34 protein-coding genes and 1 tRNA gene are annotated in these 24,646 nt (G+C 61.5%); 28 read left to right on the forward strand and 7 right to left on the reverse strand.

Annotated elements, in window-relative coordinates:
* Positions 1–93: 93 nt before the first annotated feature.
* The gene (locus IPM54_15150; GenBank protein ID MBK9261131.1) at positions 94–789 is read right to left on the reverse strand and encodes a hypothetical protein; all 696 of its coding nucleotides are present in this window, start codon (positions 787–789) and stop codon (positions 94–96) included.
* Between the two features lie 502 nt (positions 790–1,291).
* On the opposite strand from IPM54_15150, the gene rplV reads away from it, so the two are divergent.
* The 24 genes from rplV (at position 1,292) to rplQ (ending at position 13,451) form a co-directional block, all read left to right on the forward strand.
* Complete coding sequence (rplV, locus tag IPM54_15155; protein ID MBK9261132.1) at positions 1,292–1,630, forward strand: 50S ribosomal protein L22; 339 nt, start codon at positions 1,292–1,294, stop codon at positions 1,628–1,630.
* 15 nt (positions 1,631–1,645) lie between these two features.
* A complete protein-coding gene (gene rpsC / locus IPM54_15160) occupies positions 1,646–2,338 on the forward strand; it encodes a 30S ribosomal protein S3 (protein MBK9261133.1) in 693 nt (230 codons plus the stop codon).
* A gap of 10 nt (positions 2,339–2,348) precedes the next feature.
* On the forward strand, positions 2,349–2,762 hold the full coding sequence (rplP, locus tag IPM54_15165; protein ID MBK9261134.1) for a 50S ribosomal protein L16: 414 nt from the start codon (positions 2,349–2,351) through the stop codon (positions 2,760–2,762).
* Positions 2,763–2,772: 10 nt separating this feature from the next.
* Positions 2,773–2,991 carry a 50S ribosomal protein L29 gene (gene rpmC / locus IPM54_15170; GenBank protein MBK9261135.1) on the forward strand — a complete coding sequence of 73 codons (219 nt, stop codon included), beginning with the start codon at positions 2,773–2,775 and terminating at the stop codon, positions 2,989–2,991.
* On the forward strand, positions 2,988–3,302 hold the full coding sequence (gene rpsQ / locus IPM54_15175; GenBank protein ID MBK9261136.1) for a 30S ribosomal protein S17: 315 nt from the start codon (positions 2,988–2,990) through the stop codon (positions 3,300–3,302). Before rpmC ends, rpsQ begins: the two co-directional genes overlap by 4 nt.
* 2 nt (positions 3,303–3,304) lie before the next feature.
* Positions 3,305–3,673, forward strand: a complete 369-nt coding sequence (rplN, locus tag IPM54_15180) for a 50S ribosomal protein L14 (protein MBK9261137.1) — start codon at positions 3,305–3,307, stop codon at positions 3,671–3,673.
* Complete coding sequence (gene rplX, locus IPM54_15185) at positions 3,673–3,987, forward strand: 50S ribosomal protein L24 (GenBank protein ID MBK9261138.1); 315 nt, start codon at positions 3,673–3,675, stop codon at positions 3,985–3,987. The genes rplN and rplX overlap by 1 nt, the downstream gene beginning before the upstream one ends.
* 195 nt (positions 3,988–4,182) lie before the next feature.
* Complete coding sequence (rplE, locus tag IPM54_15190; protein ID MBK9261139.1) at positions 4,183–4,722, forward strand: 50S ribosomal protein L5; 540 nt, start codon at positions 4,183–4,185, stop codon at positions 4,720–4,722.
* A gap of 10 nt (positions 4,723–4,732) precedes the next feature.
* Entirely contained in the window at positions 4,733–4,918 is a 186-nt protein-coding gene (locus IPM54_15195) for a type Z 30S ribosomal protein S14 (GenBank protein ID MBK9261140.1), read from the forward strand.
* Between the two features lie 4 nt (positions 4,919–4,922).
* Positions 4,923–5,315, forward strand: coding sequence for a 30S ribosomal protein S8 (gene rpsH / locus IPM54_15200; protein ID MBK9261141.1), 393 nt, complete (start codon positions 4,923–4,925; stop codon positions 5,313–5,315).
* Entirely contained in the window at positions 5,315–5,914 is a 600-nt protein-coding gene (gene rplF, locus IPM54_15205) for a 50S ribosomal protein L6 (GenBank protein MBK9261142.1), read from the forward strand. The genes rpsH and rplF overlap by 1 nt, the downstream gene beginning before the upstream one ends.
* A 51-nt stretch (positions 5,915–5,965) precedes the next feature.
* Entirely contained in the window at positions 5,966–6,325 is a 360-nt protein-coding gene (locus tag IPM54_15210; GenBank protein ID MBK9261143.1) for a 50S ribosomal protein L18, read from the forward strand.
* 52 nt (positions 6,326–6,377) lie between these two features.
* Positions 6,378–6,980 (forward strand): 30S ribosomal protein S5, encoded by a 603-nt coding sequence (rpsE, locus tag IPM54_15215; protein ID MBK9261144.1) that lies wholly within the window; start codon positions 6,378–6,380, stop codon positions 6,978–6,980.
* Entirely contained in the window at positions 6,977–7,180 is a 204-nt protein-coding gene (rpmD, locus tag IPM54_15220) for a 50S ribosomal protein L30 (GenBank protein MBK9261145.1), read from the forward strand. The genes rpsE and rpmD overlap by 4 nt, the downstream gene beginning before the upstream one ends.
* Positions 7,181–7,203: 23 nt before the next feature.
* Positions 7,204–7,680, forward strand: coding sequence for a 50S ribosomal protein L15 (gene rplO, locus IPM54_15225; GenBank protein ID MBK9261146.1), 477 nt, complete (start codon positions 7,204–7,206; stop codon positions 7,678–7,680).
* A gap of 31 nt (positions 7,681–7,711) precedes the next feature.
* A complete protein-coding gene (gene secY / locus IPM54_15230; protein ID MBK9261147.1) occupies positions 7,712–9,040 on the forward strand; it encodes a preprotein translocase subunit SecY in 1,329 nt (442 codons plus the stop codon).
* Between the two features lie 16 nt (positions 9,041–9,056).
* Positions 9,057–9,695: an adenylate kinase gene (locus IPM54_15235; GenBank protein MBK9261148.1), complete on the forward strand. Its 639-nt coding sequence runs from the start codon at positions 9,057–9,059 to the stop codon at positions 9,693–9,695.
* On the forward strand, positions 9,692–9,946 hold the full coding sequence (gene infA / locus IPM54_15240; GenBank protein MBK9261149.1) for a translation initiation factor IF-1: 255 nt from the start codon (positions 9,692–9,694) through the stop codon (positions 9,944–9,946). Before IPM54_15235 ends, infA begins: the two co-directional genes overlap by 4 nt.
* A gap of 38 nt (positions 9,947–9,984) precedes the next feature.
* A complete protein-coding gene (gene rpmJ, locus IPM54_15245; GenBank protein ID MBK9261150.1) occupies positions 9,985–10,101 on the forward strand; it encodes a 50S ribosomal protein L36 in 117 nt (38 codons plus the stop codon).
* A 12-nt stretch (positions 10,102–10,113) separates the two neighbouring features.
* Positions 10,114–10,494, forward strand: a complete 381-nt coding sequence (rpsM, locus tag IPM54_15250) for a 30S ribosomal protein S13 (GenBank protein ID MBK9261151.1) — start codon at positions 10,114–10,116, stop codon at positions 10,492–10,494.
* Between the two features lie 26 nt (positions 10,495–10,520).
* The gene (gene rpsK / locus IPM54_15255) at positions 10,521–10,928 is read left to right on the forward strand and encodes a 30S ribosomal protein S11 (GenBank protein ID MBK9261152.1); all 408 of its coding nucleotides are present in this window, start codon (positions 10,521–10,523) and stop codon (positions 10,926–10,928) included.
* Positions 10,929–10,946: 18 nt separating this feature from the next.
* A complete protein-coding gene (rpsD, locus tag IPM54_15260) occupies positions 10,947–11,576 on the forward strand; it encodes a 30S ribosomal protein S4 (GenBank protein ID MBK9261153.1) in 630 nt (209 codons plus the stop codon).
* Positions 11,577–11,794: 218 nt separating this feature from the next.
* Complete coding sequence (locus IPM54_15265; protein MBK9261154.1) at positions 11,795–12,832, forward strand: DNA-directed RNA polymerase subunit alpha; 1,038 nt, start codon at positions 11,795–11,797, stop codon at positions 12,830–12,832.
* A 10-nt stretch (positions 12,833–12,842) separates the two neighbouring features.
* Complete coding sequence (rplQ, locus tag IPM54_15270) at positions 12,843–13,451, forward strand: 50S ribosomal protein L17 (GenBank protein MBK9261155.1); 609 nt, start codon at positions 12,843–12,845, stop codon at positions 13,449–13,451.
* Positions 13,452–13,541: 90 nt separating this feature from the next.
* On the opposite strand, the gene IPM54_15275 is transcribed toward rplQ, so the two are convergent.
* Positions 13,542–15,185, reverse strand: a complete 1,644-nt coding sequence (locus tag IPM54_15275; GenBank protein ID MBK9261156.1) for a hypothetical protein — start codon at positions 15,183–15,185, stop codon at positions 13,542–13,544.
* 40 nt (positions 15,186–15,225) lie between these two features.
* Complete coding sequence (locus IPM54_15280) at positions 15,226–15,504, reverse strand: acylphosphatase (GenBank protein ID MBK9261157.1); 279 nt, start codon at positions 15,502–15,504, stop codon at positions 15,226–15,228.
* Positions 15,505–15,863: 359 nt separating this feature from the next.
* Between IPM54_15280 and rho the strand changes: the two genes are divergently transcribed.
* The 4 genes from rho (at position 15,864) to IPM54_15300 (ending at position 21,980) form a co-directional block, all read left to right on the forward strand.
* A complete protein-coding gene (gene rho / locus IPM54_15285; GenBank protein MBK9261158.1) occupies positions 15,864–17,111 on the forward strand; it encodes a transcription termination factor Rho in 1,248 nt (415 codons plus the stop codon).
* Positions 17,112–17,226: 115 nt separating this feature from the next.
* The gene (locus tag IPM54_15290) at positions 17,227–19,236 is read left to right on the forward strand and encodes a GAF domain-containing protein (protein MBK9261159.1); all 2,010 of its coding nucleotides are present in this window, start codon (positions 17,227–17,229) and stop codon (positions 19,234–19,236) included.
* Positions 19,237–19,328: 92 nt separating this feature from the next.
* Positions 19,329–20,426 (forward strand): (Fe-S)-binding protein, encoded by a 1,098-nt coding sequence (locus IPM54_15295; protein MBK9261160.1) that lies wholly within the window; start codon positions 19,329–19,331, stop codon positions 20,424–20,426.
* Between the two features lie 3 nt (positions 20,427–20,429).
* On the forward strand, positions 20,430–21,980 hold the full coding sequence (locus IPM54_15300) for a HAMP domain-containing protein (protein MBK9261161.1): 1,551 nt from the start codon (positions 20,430–20,432) through the stop codon (positions 21,978–21,980).
* 152 nt (positions 21,981–22,132) lie between these two features.
* Here IPM54_15300 and IPM54_15305 read toward each other — a convergent pair whose 3' ends face one another.
* From IPM54_15305 to IPM54_15320, 4 genes are all read right to left on the reverse strand, one after another.
* Positions 22,133–22,564 carry a hypothetical protein gene (locus tag IPM54_15305; GenBank protein ID MBK9261162.1) on the reverse strand — a complete coding sequence of 144 codons (432 nt, stop codon included), beginning with the start codon at positions 22,562–22,564 and terminating at the stop codon, positions 22,133–22,135.
* Complete coding sequence (locus tag IPM54_15310) at positions 22,561–23,184, reverse strand: sigma-70 family RNA polymerase sigma factor (GenBank protein MBK9261163.1); 624 nt, start codon at positions 23,182–23,184, stop codon at positions 22,561–22,563. Before IPM54_15310 ends, IPM54_15305 begins: the two co-directional genes overlap by 4 nt.
* A 116-nt stretch (positions 23,185–23,300) precedes the next feature.
* Positions 23,301–23,374: transfer RNA gene (locus IPM54_15315), tRNA-Gln, on the reverse strand.
* A 69-nt stretch (positions 23,375–23,443) separates the two neighbouring features.
* Positions 23,444–24,325, reverse strand: a complete 882-nt coding sequence (locus IPM54_15320; protein MBK9261164.1) for a hypothetical protein — start codon at positions 24,323–24,325, stop codon at positions 23,444–23,446.
* Positions 24,326–24,646: the final 321 nt, after the last annotated feature.

Consider the following 24,646-nt stretch of genomic DNA (forward strand, 5'->3'; position numbering starts at 1 on the left):
CGTCGCAGATTTCTGCGCGTGGCTCAACGAGGACGAACGCTCGATGTGGTGATGCTGGAGTAAGGAGCGAGGACGAGCCGAGGGCTCAGAGCATCAGAAGGAAAGGGTCTGCGCGAAACAGTCCTTATACGCGTCGTTGCAGTCGGGCTGCGCGCTCTGTGTGATGCAATCTGCGAGCTGCTGCAGGGCGGTCGTGTTGAGGGGGTTGGTGTCGAGCAGGCAGCCTTGCGTATCGAAGGTTTCGCCGTTGACACAGAGTTTCGAGGCGATCGCGTCGCACGCGGCCGCTGCGTCCTGCGATGGACAAGCGGCCTTGTACATGTCGGCGACGCACGTTTCGACCTGCGCGTCGTCGCACGCATTGGTCATGTCGCCTTCGATCTTTTTCAAACACGTGGCGAGCTCGTCGAAAGCGCCTGGTTGGAAGATCTTGAAGCCGTGCGTGCACGTGCCGTTGGCAAGCGGCGGAAGGTCCTTGTTGGGGCCGCAGACGGAGCCTGTTTGTTGCGTATTGAGCGCATCGCAGGCGAGGGCATCGAGGACGCCATCATTGGGCCCGACGCAGTTCGAGCCGCCTCCGGCACCTCCAACGCCGCTGCCACCTTGACCGCCCATACCGGCAGTACCGCCAACGCCTGCGCCGGCCGTGCCGCTCGAGCTGCTACTGGTATCACCACCGCCGGTGCCTCCCGAGCCTGAGGGATTGTTGGTGCTGTCGACGATGATGCAGCCACCGAGGAGCAACAGGAACGAGGGAAGACCGATGGCGAGAGAAGCACGAGTGTTCATGAAGGAGCCTCCTAGGACAAACCGTGACCTCGCGGTCGTGTTCGAGGCGCGAGACCAAGGAAGACGAAAAGCATAGTTGTGACTGCACGAGCCGCAGCGTGTGATTTTGTTTTTTGCAAGAGGGACGTGCGTTCAGCAAGGGCGGCGAATGCGTTCAGCTAGAAGGGCCACGATCGGCGGGGCGAAATTATTTTTGAAAATTCGCTTGCGTTCGTCGTGCCGGCTTGGTAGACACCGCGCTCCGTTTTCCTGGGGGCGACCGCCGCAAGCGTTCGTCCCTCCGAAGCCGTAACGGCGCTTCGGTTTCAGTTCGCCTCCTCGGCCTCCGCGGGACTCCCCCCGGTGACGCGAGGGGGGTTCTCGTCGAAAGACGACGGGCTGAGGGCGCGAGGTGTACGACGGCAGGGCCCGTAAGAGATGTGGGGTTCACATCTTTCGGGCTGGCCAACGACTGGGCATCCCGGGATGAAACTCGGGCCCACTGTCTGCGAGGGTTTCTCGAATGCAAAGCAAGGCCAGTGCGAAATTTTCGCGGATTTCGCCGCGGAAGGCGCGCGTGATTGCGGACCTGGTCCGCGGTCGTGACGCCGCAGAGGCACTCCAGCTCCTCCAATTCACGGAGAAGTCGGCTGCGCCGGTGATTTCGAAGATCATCGAAAGCGCGGTGGCGAACGCCCGTCAGAGTGGCGCCGATGTCGATGCGCTTTTCATCAGCAAGGCGACGGTCGACAAAGGCCCGAACAAGTTCAACCGCCGCTGGCGCCCGCGCGCACAGGGGCGTGCGACGCGGATTCAGAAGGGCATTTCTCACATCGTGATCGAGCTCAGCGAGCGCAAGTAAGGGGACACGGTTTCCATGGGACAAAAGACCCACCCGTATGGCTTCCGCGTTGGCGTCATCAAGACGTGGAGCAGCAAGTGGTACGAAGACGGCAAGGCGTACCAGCGCTGGCTTCACGAAGACATCCGGATCAAGCGAGCGATCAAGCAGTATCTTTACAACGCGAACATCGCGGGCGTAGAGATCGAGCGCGCTGCCAATCGTGCCAAGGTCATCGTGTACACGGCGCGGCCGGGCATGGTGATTGGCAAGGGTGGCAAGGGCATCGAAACGCTGAAGACTGGCAACGTCGGTACGGCGGCCAAGGGCGAGTCGGTGTTCAAGGGTGTCGCATCGTTCACGGAGAACGAGGTGTTCATCGACGTTCAGGAGGTGCGCAAGGCGGAAACGAATGCGCAGCTCGTGGCCGAGAACATCGCGACGCAGCTCGAGCGCCGCATTGCGTTTCGACGCGCCATGAAGAAGGCCGTTTCCACGGCGATGAAGTTTGGCGCGAAGGGCATTCGCGTACGTTGCGCGGGCCGTCTCGGCGGAAGCGAGATGAGCCGCGTGGAGACGTATCGTGAGGGCCGGGTTCCGCTGCACACGCTGCGTGCCGATATCGAGTTCGGCCTTGCCGAGGCGAGGACGAAGGTCGGGATCATCGGCGTGAAGGTGTGGATGTTCAAGGGCGAAGTTCTCCAGCGCAAGTCGCGCCGGATTCAGTAGGACGAAAGTCATGCTCTCTCCCAAGAGAACCAAATTCCGCAAGATGCAGAAGGGCCGCGTTCGTGGGGTTGCGACCACGGGAAGCGACGTGTCCTTCGGTGACTTCGGCCTGCAGGCGCTCAGCCCTGCGCGCCTGACGGCTCGACAAATCGAGGCGGCGCGTATGGCGATTCAGCGTCACTGCAAGCGCGCGGGGAAGCTCTGGATCCGAGTGTTCCCGGATCGTCCGGTGACCAAGAAGCCGCTCGAAGTTCGTATGGGTGGCGGAAAAGGTGCGCCGGAGGAATGGGCAGCGGCAGTGCGGCCTGGACGAGTGATGTACGAGCTTGCGGGCGTTCCGGAAGAGATGGCGCGCGAAGCGTTCCGTCTGGCCGCGCACAAGCTCCCGATCGAGTGCAAGTTCATCGCACGCGGGATCGTGTGAGGGATTCGAGATGAAAGCGAAGGATTTGCGCGAACGCACGACCGAACACTTGCAGGAGCTCGAGAAGACGCTTGCCCGCGACGTGTTCGATGCAAGGTTCAAGAACTTCACGAACCGCTTGAACGACACGTCGTCGGTGCGCAAGGCGCGCCGTGACTTGGCGCGCGTGAAGACGATCCTCGCGCAACGTGCGGGCGCCGCGGTTGCGGAAGGAAAGGCTCAATCATGACAACGAACGACGCGCCGAGCGGGCAGGCTACGCCGGCCCAGACGTCGCAAGAGCAGCACGGGTTCCGCCGCAAGCTGGTTGGCAAGGTCAGGAGCAACAAGTGCGACAAGACCGTCGTCGTCGAGGTCGTTCGCAATGCGCCCGATCCTGTGTACAAGAAGTACGTTCGCGCTCGTGAGCGCTACAAGGCGCACGACGAGAAGAACGAATACAAGGTCGGCGATCGCGTGGAAATCCAGGAGCATCGCCCGATTTCCCGCGAGAAGCGCTGGATCGTGACGCGGCTGATTTCACGTTCGGTGGAGGAGTAGCCATGATCCAGGTCACTACGCATCTCGAAATCGCCGACAATTCGGGCGCGCGTATCGTCAAGTGCATCAAGGTGCTTGGGGGTTCGCGCCGCAAGTACGCGGGCCTTGGCGACGTGATTGTCGTGTCGATCAAGGAAGCGTTGCCCGGCACGAAAGTGAAGAAGGGCGACACGGCGCGAGCGGTCGTCGTGCGTACGGCGCGCGAGTATCAGCGATCGGATGGCAGTTACATCAAGTTCGATGGGAACAGTGCCGTCTTGATCAACAAGGACAAGGAGCCGATCGGAACGCGTATCTTCGGACCGGTGGCTCGCGAGCTCCGTGCGAAGAAGTTCATGAAGATCATCTCGCTTGCTCCGGAGGTGCTCTGATGAACCGGCTGAAGGTGGGTGACCTGGTGCAGGTCATCAGCGGCAGGGAGAAGGGCAAGCAGGGTCGCGTGTCGAAGATTCTTGCCGAAGACGACAAAGTGGTCGTCGAGGGCTTGAACAAGGTGACGCGTCATCAGCGCCCGACGCCTCGAAATCAGCAAGGCGGCAAGATCGAGAAGGAGGCGCCGCTTCATGCCTCCAAGGTCATGTTGGTGGACCCCACGACGGGCAAACCTTCGCGCGTGAAGGTGATGGTCGTCGATGGAAAGAAGCAGCGCACTGCGAAGAGCGGCGCCGTGATTACGGCAGGCTGAGCCATGGCGGACAAGAAGGACGACAAGGACAAGGGCAAAAAGCCCAGCAAGGACGCCAAACCGGCGGCGAACAAACCGGCTGCTGCGGCGGCTGGCAAGGGCGCCAAGGATGGCGGCAAAGGTGGCAAGGGCAAGGGGGAAGCTCCGAAGGCCGCTGCTGCTGAAGTTGCTGCTGCGCCGGTTGATCCGAACTACGTGCCCCGCGTGCGCAAGAAGTATCGCGACACGGTGGTGGCGGCGCTTTCCAAGAAGTTTGGCTACAAGAACCCCATGATGGTTCCCCGCCTGCAGAAGGTGGTGATCAACATGGGCCTTGGTGCCGCCGTTGGAAATCCGAAGATCATCGACTCGGCTGTCGAAGACTTGCGGTCGATTGCGGGCCAAAAGCCCGTGGTCACGCGAGCTCGGAAATCGATCGCGACGTTCAAGCTGCGTGAGAACCTGCCGATCGGGGTGACGGTGACGCTCCGCCGAGATCGGATGTGGGAGTTCATCGATCGGTTGATCAGCTTCTCGCTGCCTCGTGTGCGTGACTTCAAGGGCGTGAGCCCCAAGGGGTTCGACGGCCGAGGCAACTTCACGATGGGTCTGCGTGAGCAGATCATTTTCCCTGAGGTCGACTACGACAAGGTCGATGTCGTCAAGGGTATGAACATTTCGTTCGTGACCACCGCACGCACCGACGAGGAGGGACGCGCCCTTCTCACGGAGCTTGGGATCCCGTTCAGGCATTGAGGAATATTCGATGGCTCGCGCAAAAGAATTTGCCAAGCTGAACCGGCCGCCCAAGTTTGCCGTGCGGCATCGTAATCGTTGCAAGGTTTGCGGCCGTTCGCGCGGTTATTACCGCGACTTCGAGCTGTGTCGCGTGTGTCTCCGTATGTTCGCTCTTCGGGGCGAGCTACCGGGCGTGATCAAGGCGAGTTGGTGATGCCATGATGACCGATCCGATCGCCGACATGCTGACCCGAATTCGAAATGCTGCGCTTGCGCGGCATGATCGAACCGAGGTCCCTGCAAGCAAGTTGAAGAAGGCCGTTGCCGACATCCTCAAGTCCGAGGGCTACATCGCGGACGTGAGGCCGAGTGAAGGCAACGCCGGCAAGCTGACGATCGTTCTCAAGTATGGGCGTGATCGTTCGAGTGCCATTGACGGAGTTCGCCGCATCAGCCGGCCGGGTCGTCGCGTGTACGTCAAGCACGACCGGATTCCGCGCGTCCTTTCGGGCCTCGGGATCAGCATCTTGAGCACGTCTCACGGCTTGATGAGCGACCGCGATGCCCGTAAGCACAAGCTCGGTGGCGAGCTTCTCTGCGAGGTGTGGTGATGCAGGCCGCTACGACGCAATCGAGCGAAGTTTCTAAGACTTCGCGGGTTGGCAAGCGTCCGGTTGACGTTCCGAAAGGCGTCACGGTGACCGTCAAGGGTCGCAACGTGGAGATCAAGGGCGCCAAGGGCCAGCTTTCGCAGGATCTGCCGGCAACGGTGGATGTGAAGGTTGACGGCTCGAAGCTCCTTGTCTCTTCGACCGCACCCGGACGTGATGGTTCACGCCTCCAAGGCCTCGTGCGTGCGCTGCTCGCTTCCATGGTGAAGGGTGCGGCGGACGGTTACGAGCGGATACTCGAGCTGAAGGGCACCGGGTATCGCGTGGACTTGAAAGGCACGACGCTCACGTTTGCGCTTGGATATTCGCATCCGGTGGTGTTCCCGGTCCCGAAAGGACTCACGGCGACCATCCCTGCGGATTCCAAAGGCACCGTGCTCGTTTTGCAGGGCGCTGACAAGGCGCTCATTGGGCAGACGGCTGCGACGATCCGCGGATTCCGGCCCCCCGAGCCTTACGGTGGCAAGGGTGTTCGGTACCGTGGTGAGCGGGTCCGCGAGAAGGCGGGCAAGGCTGGCGGCAAGGGCGGCAAGAAGTAACCGAGCGGGGCGGCCGAAGGTCGCCCTCACAGGTACGGAAGCGACACGACCATGGGCATGAGAATCGTCGGAAGGGAGCGCCGCAAGCTCCGCATTCGCAAGAAGGTGAACGGATCGTCCGCTCGCCCGCGTTTGACCGTTTTCCGAAGCGCCAAGCACATCTACGCGCAGGTCATCGACGACACGACGGGGCAGACGCTCGCGCACGCCTCGACGTTGTCGAAAGATCTTCGCGGAACGCTCGACGACGACAAGAAAGTCGACGCGGCCAAGAAGGTGGGAGCGCTCATCGCAAAGATTTGCAAGTCGAAGAAGATCGACCGTGTCGTGTTCGATCGGAACGGCTATCTCTATCACGGGCGCGTGAGCGCTCTGGCACAGGCCGCCCGAGAGGCGGGGCTCGAGTTCTAGGCCCTGGGATCGCTGGCGATCGCGCAGGCTTCACGGACGAAGAAGGCACGGTATGGCGTTCGATCAAATCGACGACGAGAAACTCAAGGAGCGGGTGATTCATATCAACCGCGTCGCCAAGGTCGTAAAAGGTGGACGAAGGTTCAGCTTTTCGGCGCTTGTGGTCGTGGGCGACGAATCTGGGCATGTGGGCGTGGGTCTGGGCAAGGCCAACGAGGTCCCCGAGGCCATTCGGAAAGGGAATGACCAGGCCCGGAAGAACATTTTCCGCATCCCGCTCGACGGCGTGACGATTCCGCACGACGCATTCGGGCACGTGGGCGCGGGCAAAGTGCTCTTGAAGCCTGCCAGCCCTGGAACGGGCGTTATTGCAGGTGGCGCCGTGCGCGCGGTGGTCGAGTCTGCGGGCATCCACGACGTCTTGACGAAGTCGCTTGGAACGAGCAATCCGCACAACGTCGTGCATGCGACGGTGGCGGCGCTCAAGAACCTGCGCAGCGTCGAACACGTCGCGGGCAAGCGGTCGATGCAGACCGACGATGTCGGTTGGCAGCGCAAGGGTGGTGGCACGACGACTGCACCGAGCCGTCGCCGCGCTAGCCAAGCGCCTCCTGCGCGCGCTCCGCGCGAGGGTGGTGATGGAGGATCGCAATGAAGAGTCATCTTCGAGTGCGACAAAGCGGCAGCGTGACGGGTCAGACCGAACATCAGCGTCGCGTTTTGCGAGGTCTTGGTCTTCGGAAGAGCGGCAGTGAAGTCATCGTCGCGAACACTCCTTCGTTCCGCGGCATGATCAAGAAGGTGCTTCACCTCGTGTCGGTCGAAGAAGTCGACGGGAAGAGCTCCCAGGCGTAGCCGGTTGGGAAAGCGTAGTAGCGATGGATATTCTCTCGAAGCTCCAGGCACCGGAAGGCGCCAACAAGAAAGCAACTCGCGTCGGTCGCGGCGTGGGTTCCGGTCTTGGCAAGACGGCTGGTCGTGGTCAAAAGGGCCAGAAGGCTCGCTCGACTGGCAACATCGGCAAGAAGCACTTCCAGGGCGGCCAGACGCCGATTCAGCGTCGTCTCCCGAAGCGCGGATTCCGCAATCCGTTCGCGGCGATCGTTGCGACGGTCAACGTGGGCGACTTGGATGCGGTCTTCGAGAATGGCGCCGTCGTGGACATGGCAGCGCTCGAATCGAAGCGGCTCGTCCAAGGCCGATACGACTTGATCAAGGTGCTGGGCGATGGCGACCTTACCAAGAAGCTCGTCATCTCGGCACATCGGTTCTCAAAGAGCGCGCTTGCCAAGATCGCGCAAGCCGGTGGCCAAGCAAATGTGCTTGCATCCGGTAGTGCTCCGGCTCAAGGCTAAGTAGCTCCTCCTACCAACGCAGTATCACACCATGGCCACACTCGCGGGAATAGCGAACTTTCACAAGGTGCCGGAGCTCCGGCGCAGGGTGATCTTCACCCTCGTGATGCTGGCCGTCTACCGTATTGGTGTGTTCGTCACGGTTCCCGGCGTGGATCGCCGGGAAATGGGACGATTCATGGCGAAGCAGTCGGGTAGTTTGCTCGGCTTCTTCAACATGTTTTCGGGTGGTGCGCTCGAGCAGCTTTCGATCTTCGCCTTGGGCATCATGCCTTACATCTCGGCGTCGATCATCATGCAGCTCATGGGCATGGTGTACAAGCCCATCGACGAGCTTCGTAAGGAAGGGGAACAGGGGCGGCGCAAGATCGATCAGTACACGCGGTACGGTACGATCGGTTTGTCCCTGTTCCAGTCCTATGCCATTTCGCAATGGCTCGAATCGATTTCGTCGAGTGACCAGGGAGCGGGTGTCGTTACGCATCCCGGCATCGGGTTTACGCTCCTCACGATGATCACGCTGACCACGGGAACCGCGTTCCTCATGTGGATCGGCGAGCAGATCACGGAGCGCGGCGTATCGAACGGGATTTCGCTCCTGATTTTCGCGAGCATCGTGACGGGCATACCTGGCTTCATCGGAAGCTACTTTGCGCAGAACGCAGGCAACGTTCAGCCGCTGACGATTGCCGCGCTGCTTGCCTTCATCGTGCTGGCGATTGCGGTGATCGCGTTCTTCGAGAACGGTCGCCGTCAAATCCCGATCGTGTATTCGCGCAGGCAGGTGGGGCGTCGAGTCTACGGGGCACAGAACGCGCACTTGCCTCTCAAGGTGAACACAGCGGGCACGATTCCTCCGATCTTCGCTTCGTCACTGCTGATGTTTCCGCAGACGATGGCGAACATGAACATCCCTGGAGCCGATACGCTTCAGAACATCATCAATCGTGGTGGTTGGGTGTTCAACACGGGCTACGCGCTGCTGATTGTCTTCTTCTGTTACTTCTACACGAGCGTCACGTTTCAGCCGGTTGATGTTGCTGAAAACCTGAAGAAGCAGCAGGCCAACATTCCTGGGATTCGTCCGGGTAAGCAGACGGCGGACTACATTCAGGGGGTCATGAATCGCATCACGTTTGGTGGTGCGCTCTATGTGACGACGGTGTGTGTGTTGCCTTCGGTGGTTGGGGATCTGTTGCGCGTGCCGATCACGTTTGGTGGCACGTCACTGATGATCGTCGTCGGCGTTGCGCTCGATACGGTCAATCAGATTGAAGCGCAGCTCATCACCCGCAGTTACGAAGGACTCACGGGACCTGGAGCGGGGCGGCTTCGGGCACGTCGGTTGCCGGAAGGTTGAGGGGGGAAGACTTGGTATGATCATCATCTTGGTTGGCCCACCGGGTTCGGGCAAAGGCACCCAAGCTCAGGTGTTGTGCAAGAAGTTTGATATCCCGCAGATTTCGACGGGCGATATGCTTCGTGCGGCCAAGGCATCTGGAACGTTGGATCCGAAGTACCTAGCGATCATGGACACGGGCGGGCTCATCCCAGACGAGGTGGTGATTGGGCTCATCGACAAGCGCATCGATGCGGCCGACTGCAAGCAGGGCTTTTTGTTGGATGGGTTTCCGCGAACGGTGCCCCAGGCCGAGGCGCTCGAGCGGCTGCTTGCTGCACGTTCGCTCAGGATCGACGCGGTTCTTCAGCTCGACGTATCCCGTGGGCTCTTGGAAGAGCGGTTGATCCACCGTCGGACCGACAAAAAGTCTGGACAGATTTATCATCTCGTCTATAGTCCGCCTCCCCCAGGTGCCGACCTTGAGCATCGGGCGGATGATCGGCCGGAGGCAGTTGGCAAGCGCCTCGATGCATACGAGGCAATGACGGCTGCACTTTTGCCGTACTACCAGGACAAGGAACTTCTGAGGCGCATCGACGGAGTCGGGGCGCCGGCAGAGGTGACGTCGAGAGTGCTCGAGGCTCTTGGCGGCGTGCATGCGGAAGGCTCATGAGACGATCGAACCAAAGCTCGAAACCTGCGAAGGAACCGAAGGGCGACAAGCTCGAGTTCGACGGTGTCGTCCAGGAGGCACTTCCGAATGCGATGTTTCGGGTGAAGGCCGACAATGGGTTGGGGGTGCTTGCGACCATCAGTGGTCGCATGCGGCAGTATTACATCAAGATTTTGCCCGGTGATCGCGTGACGGTCGAGGTTTCGCCCTACGACCCTACGCGGGGCCGGATCACATATCGTCACAAATAGGACCAACTGCGGAGCGAGGATAGGACAAGGAACGCGTCATGAAGGTACGACCTAGCGTCAAGAAAATCTGCGACAAGTGCAAAGTCGTGCGCCGTCGTGGTGTCGTGCGCGTGATCTGCGAGAACCCTCGCCACAAGCAACGTCAAGGGAATTGAGTTGGAGTAGTCATGGCACGTATCGCTGGCGTTGATCTTCCGCGTCGTAAGCACCTGGCTTTTGCTTTGCCGTACTTGTATGGCATTGGGCGCGCCAGTGCGCTGGAGATCTGCAAGAAGGCAAAGATCCCCGAGAACAAGAGGGTTGAGGAACTCAGCGATGCGGAAGTCAAGCTGATCCGCGACATCCTCGATGCCGACTACAAGGTCGAGGGTGATCTTCGTCGTGAAGTGCAGCTCAACATCAAGCGGCTGATGGATCTCGGCTGCTACCGCGGACTGCGGCATCGCCGTGGTTTGCCGGTCAACGGGCAGCGTACGCACACCAATGCGCGTACGCGCAAGGGTCCGCGCAAGGGGATGCTGCAACGGCGTCCGGCAACGAAGGCGTGATGGGACGCGAGTAAGGACAGGGCGCCATGGCGAATCCGAAGTCGGCTGCGGCCAGCAAGGCCAAGCAAAAGAAGAAGGTCAAGAAGAACATTGCGGCTGGGATTGCGCACATCCAGTCGACATTCAACAACACCGTCGTGACGATCACGGACATCAACGGCAATGCCGTGGCGTGGTCGAGCGCGGGTGCGCGTGGTTTCAAGGGATCGCGCAAGTCGACTCCGTTTGCCGCGCAGCTAGCTGCCGAAGAAGCAGCTCGTCGCGCGCAGGAGCACGGAATGCGATCCGTGGCGGTATTCGTGAAGGGGCCCGGAGCTGGTCGCGAAAGCGCGCTTCGTGCTCTTCAGACGGCTGGTTTCAAGGTGACCTTGATTCGCGACGTCACTCCCATTCCCCACAACGGTTGCCGGCCGCCCAAGCGGCGCCGGGTTTGAGGCTTCGAGGATTCGCACATGGCTCGGTACGTTGGACCTGTCTGTAAGCTGTGCCGTCGCGAGGGCATGAAGCTCTACCTCAAGGGAGAGCGCTGCTACTCGGAGAAGTGTGCCCACACGCGTCGTCCTTACCCGCCCGGTCAGCACGGTCAGGGACGCGTCAAGCTCAGCGAGTACGCGATTCGGCTTCGTGAAAAGCAAAAGGTGCGTCGTGTGTACGGCGTTCTGGAGAGCCAATTCCATGGCTACTTCCAGGAGGCGAGCCGTCGCAAGGGGCGAACCGGTGAAGAGATGCTCGCGCTCCTCGAGCGCCGTCTCGACAACGTGGTGCATCGGCTCGGTTTTGCCGCGTCGCGCCCCGAGGCTCGACAACTCGTTCGCCACGGCCACGTCCAGGTGAACGGCAAGCGCCTCGACATTCCGAGCTTCGTCGTTCGCGTCGGTGATCGCGTCACGCTCACCGAAGGGGCGAAGAAGTTCAAGTTCGTCGGTGCTGCGATCGCAGGCGCGGACAAACGTCCGATCGCCTCGTGGCTCGAAGCAGATCGCGCGAACTTCACAGGCTCGGTCAAGTCTACGCCAGTGCGCGAAGACCTCAACGAGCCCGAAATTCGCGAGCAGCTCGTCGTCGAGTATTACTCGCGCTGAGCTTTGTTGGACGATGGTCCGGGGACGTGCAACATCACGGCCCCGGTTCAGTTTTTGGACTTGGAACGCCCTTTGGGCGCTCCCTCCCGCAGTTTGAATTCGTTTGACGTGAAACGTTCGCGCGTTTTTACGTAACGCGGGCAGGAGGCGGTGCTGGTTGACCGAGTGCGGCAACGAGCGTGAGACCTCCGCGCGAAACCCTTCGATACGAGGACAGGATGACGACGAGCGCAAACATGACGATGGTCGCCAGAAACTGGCGCGACTTGATCCGGCCCAAGGGCATCACGGTCGACGCCGAAACGGCGAATGAATCGTACGCCAAGTTCACGTGCGAGCCTCTCGAGCGTGGCTTTGGCATCACGATCGGCAATTCGCTTCGCCGCGTGCTCCTTTCCTCGCTTCAAGGTGCGGCCATCACGGCAGTCCGCATGGAAGGCGCGCTGCACGAGTTCACCACGGTGCCCGACGTCGTCGAAGACGTCAGCGACATCATCCTGAACCTCAAAGAGGTCGTCTTCAAAGCGGCCAACGCACGTACGTACACCGTGCGCATCGACAAAGAAGGCCCCGGGCCCGTTTACGCAAGTGACATCGAGCTCGTCGACGGCCTTCAAGTTTTGAACCCCAACCATCTCATCGCGGTGCTCGACAAGAAGGGCCCGCTATCGATGGAGCTCACGGTCAACGTCGGCCGCGGCTACGTTCCTGCCGAGCGAAACAAGACGCCCACGATGTCCATCGGCACCATCCCGATCGACGCCTTGTTCTCGCCCATTCGCAAAGTCAACTACACCATCCAGAACGCGCGCGTCGGACAGGTGACTGACTACGACAAACTCACCATCGAGGTCTGGACGAATGGTTCGGTCGTTCCGCAAGACGCCGTTGCATTCGCCGCCAAGATCCTGAAGGAACAGCTCTCGATTTGGGTCAACTTCGAAGAGTCCGAGGAAACCAGCTACCAAACCCTCCCCGGCGACGAAGAACCACTCAACGAAAACTTGTTCCGCTCCGTCGAGGAGCTCGAGCTGAGCGTCCGGAGTGCCAACTGCCTCCAGAACGCCAACATCACCCTGATCGGCGAGCTCGTGCAGCGAACCGAGCAGGACATGCTCAAGACGAAGAACTTTGGTCGCAAGTCCCTGAAGGAAATCAAAGAAATCCTTTCCAACATGGGGCTATCGCTTGGAATGAAGATCGACAACTGGCAGCAGCTGCTCGAGCGCTGGAAGGCCCAGCAGGCACAAGCCTAGAAGGTGCAACATGCGTCACAAGAAGGCCGGAAGGCAATTTGGTCGGGATACGTCGAGTCGGCGGGCAATGCTTCGCAACCTGACCGCGAACCTGATCACCCATGAGCGAATCGAGACGACCGACGCGAAAGCCAAAGAGCTGCGCCGTGTCGCCGAGAAGCTCATCACCAAGGCCACGCGCCTTGGCAAGATCGCCTATACCCCGCAGGCCGAGCTGTCGGCGTCCGACAAGGCACGTCGTCTTCACGTCCAGCGTCTCGTCGCGTCGTTCGTGCCCCGCTTCGGCGTCAAGGCCGACGGCACCTCCGTCGACATCGTCGACAAGGTCCTCGTCGACCTCGCAAAGCGTTTCGAGGGGCGTCCGGGTGGCTACACGCGCATCATCAAGATCGGCAATCGTCGTGGCGACAACGCCCCGATGACGCTCATCGAGTTCATCGATGCAGCTCCGATCGGCGAAGGCGCGATCGGCGAGGAAGCCCCCGGAGCCGTCACGGCTGCCGAGCCCAGCGATGCAGCGACGGCATCGAGCGCATCGAGCGAAGCATCGGCTGAATCTGCAACCGAAGCCCCCGCGGAAGAGGCTTCGGAGAAGAAAGAAACGGCTTCTAACGAGTAATTCACTCGCAATCGACCAGCAAAAGCAAAGAGCCTCTTCTCGAACGAAGAGGCTCTTGCACTTTGTACTTCTTTCACTCCGAGATCGGCCTCATTCCCCCTCTCCACGTGACGAAGCGGAGTTGGATTCGGGGTTAGGGGCTGAGGAACTCGACTCCGTTGGTGCTCCAACCTTTTCTTTCGCGCCCTTCCGCGGCTTGATCCGCACGAGCGCGATCATCGCGATGATCGCTGCAAACCCTACGCCCCCCGCAGCGATGTACCTCTTCAGAAAGCTCTTCTTCGGCACCACGCGCTCGCGCTCGAGCTCGGCCAACGCACGCTTCGCGCGTTCGTGCGTCGGATCGATCTCGATCGCCTTCGTCAGCGGAAACTTGTCCGGCGTTCCCTTATCGATGAGCGCGATCCCCTCGAGGTACGCGATGTCCGCCTCCATCTTCTTCGACCCCTCGCCCTTCGGATCGAGCCGCAATGCCTTGCGGAGCACCTCCAGCGCGGCCGCCGGATCCTTCGCTTCGAGCTGACGCGCACGCTCCACGTACGCCTTCACCATCTCCTTGCGACGCTCGAACACCGGCGATCGCGCAAGCACCTTGTCGAACGCATCCGTCGCTTCGGCCCACTTCTGCGCGCTCGCGTGCGCCACGCCTTCGTCCATCAGCTTGTAGACCTCTGCCAATCGCGCTCGGTCGTACATTCCAAACAGCTCGCGCGCGATGCGATCCCACGTGAAGTCTCGCGGCGCCTTGTTCCCCGTTTGATTCAAGTACGCATCGCGCAATTGCCAAATCCCCGGCTCGCCGATCGCCGTGATCGCTTCACGCGCAGCTTCGCGCAACTGGATCCGATCGCTGTTGCAGAACGACAGCACCACGCGCACGGCATCCACGTCACGCGTGCGCCCGTACGCTCGCAAAATGTCCGCAAGCACTTGCGGATCGGTCACGCCCACGGCTTCGCCCGGAATCGTGCGGCCGAGCAAGTCCAATTGTTTGACCGCAAAACGTTGTACGATCTTCGCATCGTGCTGACGTGCTTCGATGAGCGCCGGCACCGCACGATCGCGCAGCTTGGCCACTTGCCGCGCGATGTCGATCCGAACCAGCTCGCCGAAGTACGAATACATCTGCATGAGCTCACGCACCGCAGGCGTCGTTCCAACGTTCGTCAGCACGCGCTCCATCGCGAGCAGCTTGACGAGATCGCGCCACGAATCGTTCTTTGGCTTGGGTGTTGCCAAGACAAACTCGAGCCAATCGCCGTCGTCGTCTCCTTCGTCTTTTGCTCCGCGCTTCGTTTTTTTTGCAGGCTTCGCGGCGCTCTTCTCCTTCGCCTTCATCGCCTTGCGGCCCGCTTTGCGCGCGTCATCGAGCAGCCCCTGCGCCTCTTTCCGATCGATCGATGCGCGAATTTCCAGCACGCGCACGCGCACCGCAGCGACCACCGACGGCGTCACTTCCGCGATGCCCGCGCGCGCCGCGTCACGCGTATGAGCATCGGGCGCCGTCAGCCTTTCGAGCAACCGATCGAGGTCCTGCGCGACACCGGGGTCGGCTTCGACGATCGTGATGGGGGCGAGCTTTGGCAGCTCGGGCAGCACATTCGGCACCGATGATGCCGACGATGCCGACGCGCTCGCGGCCGGTTGCGGAAGCTCACCTGCGGCGTGTGCAGCCGGCGTTGCCGCTGCGAGGAGCGTGATGATCGCGCTCGTGAAGATCGCTCTTTGATTCACGAACACCTCAAACGACTGGCGCCCATGAAGTCCTTCCACATCAGTCGATGATCCGAAAATCCACGAAATCCCCGACGAATCCGCGCCACTCGACGCCGACATGTTCGACGCGCGCGGCGCTCGGACCCCGGTGAGCCCAGGCCACGAGATCTTTCAAAGCTTCTTCGGATCCCTCGGCCGCGATTTCCACGCTGCCGTCTGGGCAGTTTTTGACCCAGCCCACAAGGCCCAAACGACGTGCTTCGCGCTCCGTGGACGCTCGAAAATAGACGCCTTGTACGCGCCCGCGGACGAGCAGGTGAACTTGCTTCTGTCCCATCGCCACAGTGGCTCCTAGCTGCATGATGTCGAAGCTGCAACGCAGGTCCAATTCCCGGCAATTCGATCTGCCCAAGCGCGATGAACGTGCCTTGCTACGCGGCTGATTGACAGGACTTGATCCCTTGGTAGAGTCGCGGCTGTCGAGCTACGTGCTCGACCGCATTCCGAATCCGCGAATGCGTCACCCTGCTCGCACGACAATGGGACACCCTTCCCTGGGGTGGACTTCGTTTGCGGTGTGCTGAATGCAGCAGCCGCACCAAAACATCACCCAAACGTTCGACGCAATCTTCAACCGTACAGACCTCGGGGCTCTTGCCCTTGCTGGGCATTTCCCCTGCGTGGAGTTTTCGATCGATGCACCTGCGTGAATTGAAGCAGAAGTCGATGGCCGATCTGGTCCAGATGGCCAAGGGACTCAACATTGAGGGAGCCGCTGGTCTCCGCAAGCAGGAGCTGATTTTCGCCCTCTTGCAAGCGCTCGCTGCTCAAGACCAACCCGTCTACGGCGAAGGCGTTCTCGAGTGCCTGGCCGACGGGTTCGGGTTCTTGCGCGCGCCCGACTACAACTACCTCCCAGGTCCCGACGACATCTACGTTTCTCCATCGCAAATTCGTCGATTCAACCTCCGCACGGGCGATGCCGTCAGCGGCCCGATTCGTCCCCCGAAGGAGCGCGAGGCGTACTTCGCGCTGCTCAAAGTCGACAAGATCAACGGCGTTTCGCCCGAGGTTGCGCGCGACAAGATCCTCTTCGACAACCTCACGCCGCTCTACCCGCAACAAAAGTTCAACATCGAGAACGGCCAAAAAGGCTTCTCGACGCGCATCATCGACATGCTGTGCCCCATCGGCAAAGGCCAGCGATGTCTCATCGTTTCACCTCCGCGCGCTGGTAAAACCGTCCTTCTCCAGAACCTCGCCAACGCCATCAGCGCAAATCATCCCGACACGACGCTTCTGGTGCTGCTCATCGACGAGCGGCCCGAAGAAGTCACCGACATGCAGCGCACCGTCAAAGGCGAGGTCATCAGCTCGACCTTCGACGAGCCCGCAACGCGTCACGTGCAGGTCGCCGAGATGGTCATCGAGAAGGCCAAGCGCCTCGTCGAGCACAAGCACGACGTCGTCATTCTTCTCGATTCGATCACGCGTTTGGCGCGTGCCTACAACACCGTCGTTCCGCCGAGCGGCAAGATCCTCTCCGGCGGCGTCGATTCGAACGCGCTGCACAAGCCCAAGCGTTTCTTCGGCGCTGCACGAAACGTCGAAGAAGGCGGATCACTCACCATCGTCGCCACAGCGCTCGTCGACACCGGCTCGCGTATGGACGAGGTGATTTTCGAGGAGTTCAAGGGCACGGGCAATAGCGAGATCCACCTGGATCGGAAGCTCATGGAAAAGCGCATCTTCCCGTGTCTCGACATCAACAAGAGCGCGACGCGCAAGGAAGAGCTCCTCCTGCCCGAATGGATTCTTCAGCGCGTGTGGCTGCTCCGCCAGCTCTTGCACCCGCTGAACGTCATCGACTCCATGGAATTCTTGCTCGACAAGGTCAGCCGCACCGAGACGAACCAAGAGTTCCTCGAGAGCATGAATCAATAGCCCTCCCGGCTCATCCTCATCGTCAAACTCCCGTCCATTCGTTCCCTCCTCCCCTCCACTTCCGCACGCATCGACGACTGCTGTAGCGCCATGCGCGCCGTGTTAGCGTCGATGCGTGAGCGGTGAATCCGATCGCGCGCGAGAACTCGAGGCTCGGGTCAAACGACTCGAAGCCAAGCTTGCGCGTTCGGAAAAAACCGTCCGCGCTTTACGCGACGTGGGACTCGCGCTCGGTTCGACGCTGGACCTCGATCAAATCCTCGAGCTCATTCTCGGCAAGATCAGCGAGCTGCTCGATGCTGATCGCGCGACGCTTTACTTGCTCGACGAGCATCGTGGGTTGCTCATGTCGCGCGTCACGCTCGGTGGTGAAGTGCGTTCGATCGAGCTTCCCGTTGGCGAGGGCATCGCGGGTCACGTCGCCAAGTACGGCAAGACGGCGCGCGTGAAAGATGCCTACAACGATCCGCGATTCTTGCGGTCATGGGACGAGCTCACGGGGTATCGCACGCGATCGATCCTTGCGGCGCCGATGCGCAATCACGTGGGCCGCACGATTGGTGTCGTGCAGGTCTTGAACAAGCGCAGTCGCAAGAACGGTTTTTCCAAGCACGACGAAGAGCTCCTCTCGGCGCTGTCCACGCAAGCCGCGATCTCGATCGACAATTCGCGCCTGTTTCTCTCGGTCATCCAGAAAAACATGCAGCTCGTCGAGACGAAGGAGCAGCTCGAGCACCGCATCGCAGACTTGGCGCTTTTGTTTGAGCTCGAAACATCCATGAGTGGTGCCGGGTCACTCGAAGACCTGAGCCGCGCGGTGATTTCGGCGGCGGCACGTGCGTGTGGAGCTCGAGCGGGAGGTCTGCTCATCGACGAAGGTGAAGCGGGTGTGTTCCTGTACTTCGTCGAGCCTCGGCCATCGAATCACGCGACGCGCGATGCCGAAGTGAAACGTTTGCAGGTCAAACGAGGTGATGGGCTGCTCGGCTGGAGCATGGCGCACAACCAACCCGTGCAGGTTGGTCCGCAGGATCCGCCCACGGGGCCCGTTGCCGAAGCAGCGCTCACGCGAATGCACCCATCGCTCGATTTCGATGTGGAGAGCGCGGTCGTCGTGCCGCTCGAAGGTGAAGGCGACAAGCCTTTGGGGGCCCTGGGCATCTACAACGCGAAGAACCCGCATGGGTTTACCCAGGAACATCGGTCGCTCTTGCGTCTCGTTTCAGCCAATGCGTCGACGGCCGTGCGTCTGTTCTGCTCGCGTATGGAGCGCGAAAAGAGCGAGCGACTCTCGGCCATCGGTCGCCTGCTTTCGGGCGTCATGCACGACATGCGCACGCCGCTCACCGTCATCAGCGGCTACGTGCAACTCATGAGCATGGCGAACGATCCGAACGTGCGAGCGGATCACATGCGCCTCATCTTGAAGCAGTTCGACGCCATCAGCGCGATGCAACGCGAGCTCTTGGAGTTTGCCCGAGGTGAACGCAGCATCCTCGTGCGGAAGGTGTATCTCACGAAGTTTTTCGGTGACCTCGAGAAGCAACTGGCACTCGAGCTCGAAGGGCGACCGGTATCGCTCGTCATGGAGCTCGATGATCGTGGAACGGCGCGATTCGATGAAGCGAAGGTCACGCGTGTCGTGCACAACCTCGTGCGCAACGCGGTCGAAGCGATGGAGCCGCTTGGTGAAGGTCAGGTCGTCGTGCGTGCGTTTCGCCGAGGTCCCGACTTCGTGCTCAGTGTTGCCGACACGGGCAAGGGCATTCCCGAGCCTGTGCGCGAGCGTCTGTTTCAGTCTTTCGTGACGAGCGGCAAGCCAGGAGGCACAGGGCTCGGCCTCGCGATCGTCAAGAAGATCGTCGACGAGCACAGTGGTTCCATCACGGTGGACTCCACCGAGAAGGGCACGACGTTCACGATCGTGTTTCCGCAAGAGCCCCCGACGACGCGATCGGTTGGACCCGCGAACGCGGTGGCTCCGGCTGCAGCTCCTCCGCAAGAGAGCGCGGCGAAGCCATCTCGTGGCAGCCAGCCGGGTGAAGCGCCTGCACAAGGGCGACGTGGGCTCGCGAATCGATCGAGCAGTCCTGGTGGTCAAGACGCCGGGCGAACGAGCTCGTAATTTCGCCGTCTAGTGCCCTTCTTTGCGCGCAGAGAGAGGGAAATCAGGGATGAGACGTTGCACTCGTCGCCCAGCGCGCGGACACTCGTGACGTGCTCCGTTTGCCGATTGTCGCGACGCACGAACGCTCGCTCGAAACGTGCGTCTACTGCCCCAAGCTTTGCCGTGCTGCGTGTCCCGTATCCAATGCGGAGGCCAGCGAAACGGTCACGCCGTGGGGCAAGATGAGCATGACGTACTTCGCAGGGCGCGGTGATGTGCCCGTCGACGTCGAGCATGCATCCACGGCGTGGGCGTGCACCGGATGTCACGCGTGCCGTGAGAAGTGCGACCATCGCAACGAGCCCGCTACCGTGCTCGTCGATGCGCGCGCGGACTTTTTCACGCGCGGAGCAGCTCCTCCCGCGGCGGTTGCGTCCGCTGCAAAAGCAACGGTGCGCGAAGCGGAGGCGTCGCGCGTCTTCGACGAGCTCGAAGCATCCATGAGCCGCGACAAACCTCCCGTCGCCGGCGTTCTCGTGGGATGCGGCTACGCGCGCTTGGAGCGTGGCGCTGCCAAAGACGCGCTCGCGCTCTCCGAGCAGCTCGCTCGGGGGCCCGTACGAGCCATCCGTAGCTGCTGTGGTTTGTCTTCGCTCTACGCGGGTGATCGCGAAGGCTTCCTCGCCGCGGCAACGCGCTTCGCCGTCGAAGCCGCATCGTTTCCTCGCATCATCCTCGTCGATCCAGGTTGCGCGCGCACGGTGCTCGTCGAGTACCCGCGGTTCGGCATCACGATTCCAAAGCCTACGGAACTGCTCCTCGATCTTGCGTACGAAGCGCGCAATCGCTTCGCCTCGTCGTCGCAGCTCGCCAAGGGTCCCGTTCGTTGGCACGCGCCTTGTCAGCTTGGACGTGGGCTTGGTCGTCATGACGAACCTCGCATCCTGCTCGAAAAAATTCTTGGCTCGTCGCCTGCCCGCTTCTTGCGCGATGGCGTCCACTCCGAATGCAGCGGTGGTGGAGGCCTCTTGCCCATCACGCGACCAGCCACGTCGGCCGCGATTGCAGATGAACGCATTGCCGAGCATCGAGCGCGTGGTGGCGGCCTTCTCGTGACGGCGTGTGCATCGAGTCTTCATCGCTTCAGGACGCGTGGTGAGCCTGCAGAAGACCTCGTATCGCTCCTTTTGCGAGCCATCACTGGCTGATCGATGTCAGCAGCCAATGCCAAGCGCAGACGAACCGTCGCGGGCAGGTTGCTCGCCAGTTACGTGCTGGTGCTCGTCGCTTCCACGATCACCGTGGCGTGGAGCTTGCGAGCGCTGCGCGATGCTGCGCGTGATGCCGAGCTCTTGCGCAACGTTTACGTGCCGATGGTGCGCCAAATCGACGAGGCTCTCGCCGATCAGAATCTGCTGAACTTGCAGCTCAACCACATCACGGCGGCGAAGAACCCTGGTGACGTGCGCGAGTGGATCGAGACGGCTCGACGTACGCGTCCGCTCACGTTTGCCAAGGTGCGCAAGACGGCGGAACGAGAGCTCGATGGGGGAGACACATCGGTTCGCGCATTCCGTGCTGAAGTCGTTCGCGAGGCATCCTCGATCGAAAAGTTTCTCACTGCGGAACCGGAACGTTTTGGCAAGTTGTTTCAAGCGCTTGCTACCGGTGACGCCGAGGGTGCAGAGCGTGCGCGTGACGATGTGCTGAAACGGGAGACCGATGGTGCGCATCGGCTGCGGGCCATTCGAGCGCGCATCGACGAACGCATGGATGCGCTCACGGCGGAGGCCAAGCGCCGTGAGACGCGCGCGATGCAGCTTCTCGTCGGCTTGTTTGGGCTCACGTTGCTCGTTGGCGTGGCGATATCGGTGTACGCGCGCCGCGTGCTCGCACCGCTCACGCGCGTCACCGAGCGTGCGGAGGCGGTTGCGCGAGGAGACCTCACGCCGCGGGAAATTGTCGCGACGAACGACGAGATTGGCGAGCTAGCGACGACGTTCGAGAGCATGGTCGCGGCGATTCAGCGAGCGCGCAGCGAGCTCGTGAACGCCGAGCGCCTCGCTGCGATTGGCAAGATGGCAGCTCACGTCACGCACGAAATACGCAACCCGCTTTCGTCCATTGGCCTCAACCTCGAGCTACTCGAGGAGGAGGTCGCGACGAGTGGCAACAGAGAGGCGTCGCAGCTCGTCGTGGCCATCAGGGGCGAAGTCGAGCGTTTGTCGCGTATCGCCGAGCAGTACCTCAGCATCGCGCGTAGGCCGAAACCGACGCTGGAACGCGAGCGTGTCGAGGACTTGGTGCACGAGCTGCTCACGTTTGTCAGGCCCGAGCTCGAGCGTGGAAACGTCACGAGTCACGTGAACGTCGATGCGGACTTGCCCGACGCGCTCGTCGACGAATCGCTCTTTCGGCAGGCGCTGCTCAACCTCGTGCGTAACGCGCGCGAGGCGATGTCCAAAGGTGGGGAGCTCGTCATCAATCTGCGCACGGCGAGTGATGGGGGCATCGACCTGACCATCGAGGACAGCGGATCGGGCGTACCCGAGGAGATGCGCGCATCGATTTTCGATCCGTTTTTCACGACGAAGCAGCGCGGCACGGGGCTGGGGCTCGCGGTCACACGGGACATCATCGAAGCGCATCGCGGGACGATTCGCTGCGAGGGTCGTGATGAAGGCGGGACGCGGTTTTGCATTCGGTTGCCGAAGGCGGAGAGCGTTCCGAAAGCGGAGGCGAGTGCGGTGATTGAGGATTGAAGCTCGGCTCCGCCCAGTGCAGTGCGTTGGGGGGATGCGGGCCCGCCGCCCCCCGAACGCGTAGGTTTCGGTCGTCGCCATACGACAGGATACCACCTGCTTTCTTCAACCACGGCTCGGACGATGCTTTGAACTCAAAGCATTGCTGTGACCTACGGCAACGCCCCGCTCCCCCACGGCAGCAGTATCAAAAAGACAAACCCTATCAGCACGAGCATCAGCACGCTCGTCACCAAATACGTCGACCGCGGTGACCGCGCCGTGCTCCATCCATCGCCGTAAAACTTCCCCCGTGAACGCGTCCGCAGCTTCTTCTGCACGCCCGAAAGCAGCTCCGGCGCCACCGATCCCGGCGGCGGCCTGAGCGCGCGACGCAAGATGTCGCGCATGTCCACTTCATCGAGCGGCGGCTCCGTTTCGTCTTCCGAACCGTTCTTCTTCTCTTCGTCAGCGAGCCACTCGTCCGCTTCTTTCGCCAGTCGTTCGGCTTCCTCGTCGGTCACGTCTTCGCTCGTGCCCAACGCGCTTTGCGTCTCGTCCGACGCAGTCGCTTCTTGCTCGTGCTTCGCGTCGTCGCCGCTCATGACTTCTTCTCGCCCTTGGATTTGTCACCGAGCGCTTTTTCGACCAGCGCCTTGAGCTGCGCGCGCCCCCGGAAAATCCGGCTCTTGACGGTTCCCTCGGCCAAACCCGTCAACTGCCCGATCTCCTCGTACGACATGTCCTCCACGTCGCGCAGAATCAACACCTCGCGAAAATCCGGATCCACCCGCTCGATCGCTCGCTTCACGATCGTCTCGAGCTGCAACCCTTCGAGCATGTCGTCCGGTCGTTCCACGCGCGCAACCGTGACGCCCTTGCCTGATTCCCCCGTGAGCCGCTCGGCAATTTCGTGGATGTCGTCCTGCTGTCCCGATCGCCGACGCGACAGGTACTTCATCCGGTTCTTGGAGAGGTTCACGGCGATGCGAAAGATCCACGTGGACAGCTTCGAATCGCCTCGGAACTGATCGATCGCCTTGAAGACTTGGACGAACACTTCTTGCGCCAAGTCCTCCGCCTCTTCACGACGCCCGATCATGCGGAACACGAGCGCGAACACGCGCCGCTCGTACGCGATGACGAGCTCGTTGAACGCAGACTCGTCACGCGCAACGAGACGTGCGACGAACCTTGCTTCCTCGGTCTCGTCGTCGCTCGTCACCCAGCCGCTCCTTGCAGCTACGGTAAACGGCCTAGCGATGCGGACGCCAGCGACTTCGGGTTTCGCGGCGACAACCAGTGCGCACGCGGGATGTTGGGACGGAAGCTAGACAGCGTTGGTTCCGACGCGTGGATTCGAACCACGATTAGAGGATTCAAAGTCCTCCGTCCTGCCCTTGGACGACGTCGGATCGGGCCCGTGAGGGTCACGGGGACGGGACCATAGCGCGAGTTCTTTGGTTTCGCTACGGCCTGCTTGTTCAATGACGCCCTCGTCGCGAACGACGTTGCCCCACTTCCTTGTGTTTCCGCGCTGACAGTGACACCGGCTCCACCGCACGCGCCGCTTCCGCCTCGATGCGCCGCTGTAATACCTCTTCCACCTGCCGATTCGCCCGGTCCATCGCTCCTTGAAGCCGAGCTGTCGCCACCGGGCGATTGGCACTCGCCACCTCGTCGGGCACATCGGAGCTCTGCGGCACGGCGACCAGCCCCACCGCTGCCGCCGCGGCGAAACACGCTGCCACGAACGCAGCCCGACCCCCGGAAATACCCTTCATCCGCCGCGAAATCGGCCCCGATTGCGCAGGCTGATCATCCTGACCATCGTTGACCGCGTCTGTCGTGCCAAACCCGAGCGGCGTTCGATCATGCGATCGCACGCTCATGAGCTCCGTTGGCGTCGGAATCACCGGCGGAGGTGCCAGCGAAAGCGAGTCCGAGAGCGCATGCGCGAGCTCCGGTACGTTCGCGACCATCTCCCAGCTTTCCATCCCATTGCACCAGACGCTCGTCTTGCCCTCCACGTCCCCGCGAGCGAGCGCCATCCAAAGCTCGAACGTCGTCATCGCGAGCATCGATGTCCCAAGGTCCACGCACCACTCGGGCGGCGGCCGATTCACATCAAAACGCTCCTCTTCCTCGGCGAACGCTTGCTTGTCCTGGTCGGCATCCGGCGCAGGCACCATCGACACCCGCGGCAGGTCGATCCGCGCAAAGGGCACGTCTGGAAAGTCCGTATGCGCTTCGAGCGCACTCAGCCCATCAGCCTCGAGATCGGTTTGCTCGGATCCAATGCGCAACACGGTTGCGTCTTCATTTACCGCGGCTTGGATGGACGACGACGCACTCGACGCCTGCATGAGACGCCCTTTCACGATGGAGAACGGCACTCCGCGAACCACTCGACAGGGAGCGGCAGGCGGCGAGCCAGTGAACAAAGGCGTCGTTATCTGAACTCGGCGAGAAGGGCCAAATTCTTTGACGACCGCACCTGGCACCTCTCAGGGGACCAGAACGCCGATCCGTTTGGAATGAGGCAAAATCGGGGGGTATGGGGGGGCCGAGCCTCGCCGTGTTTTTGTGCGAAGCGCAAAAACACCGGGAGGCGAGCCTCGGCCCCCCCATCGTAAACTAGCCTCGCGCAGCGCGCGTCCCACGCGCGCGGAGCGAGCGTCCAGATC

The sequence above is a fragment of the Polyangiaceae bacterium genome, assembly GCA_016715885.1.
Taxonomy (GTDB): domain Bacteria; phylum Myxococcota_A; class Polyangia; order Polyangiales; family Polyangiaceae; genus Polyangium.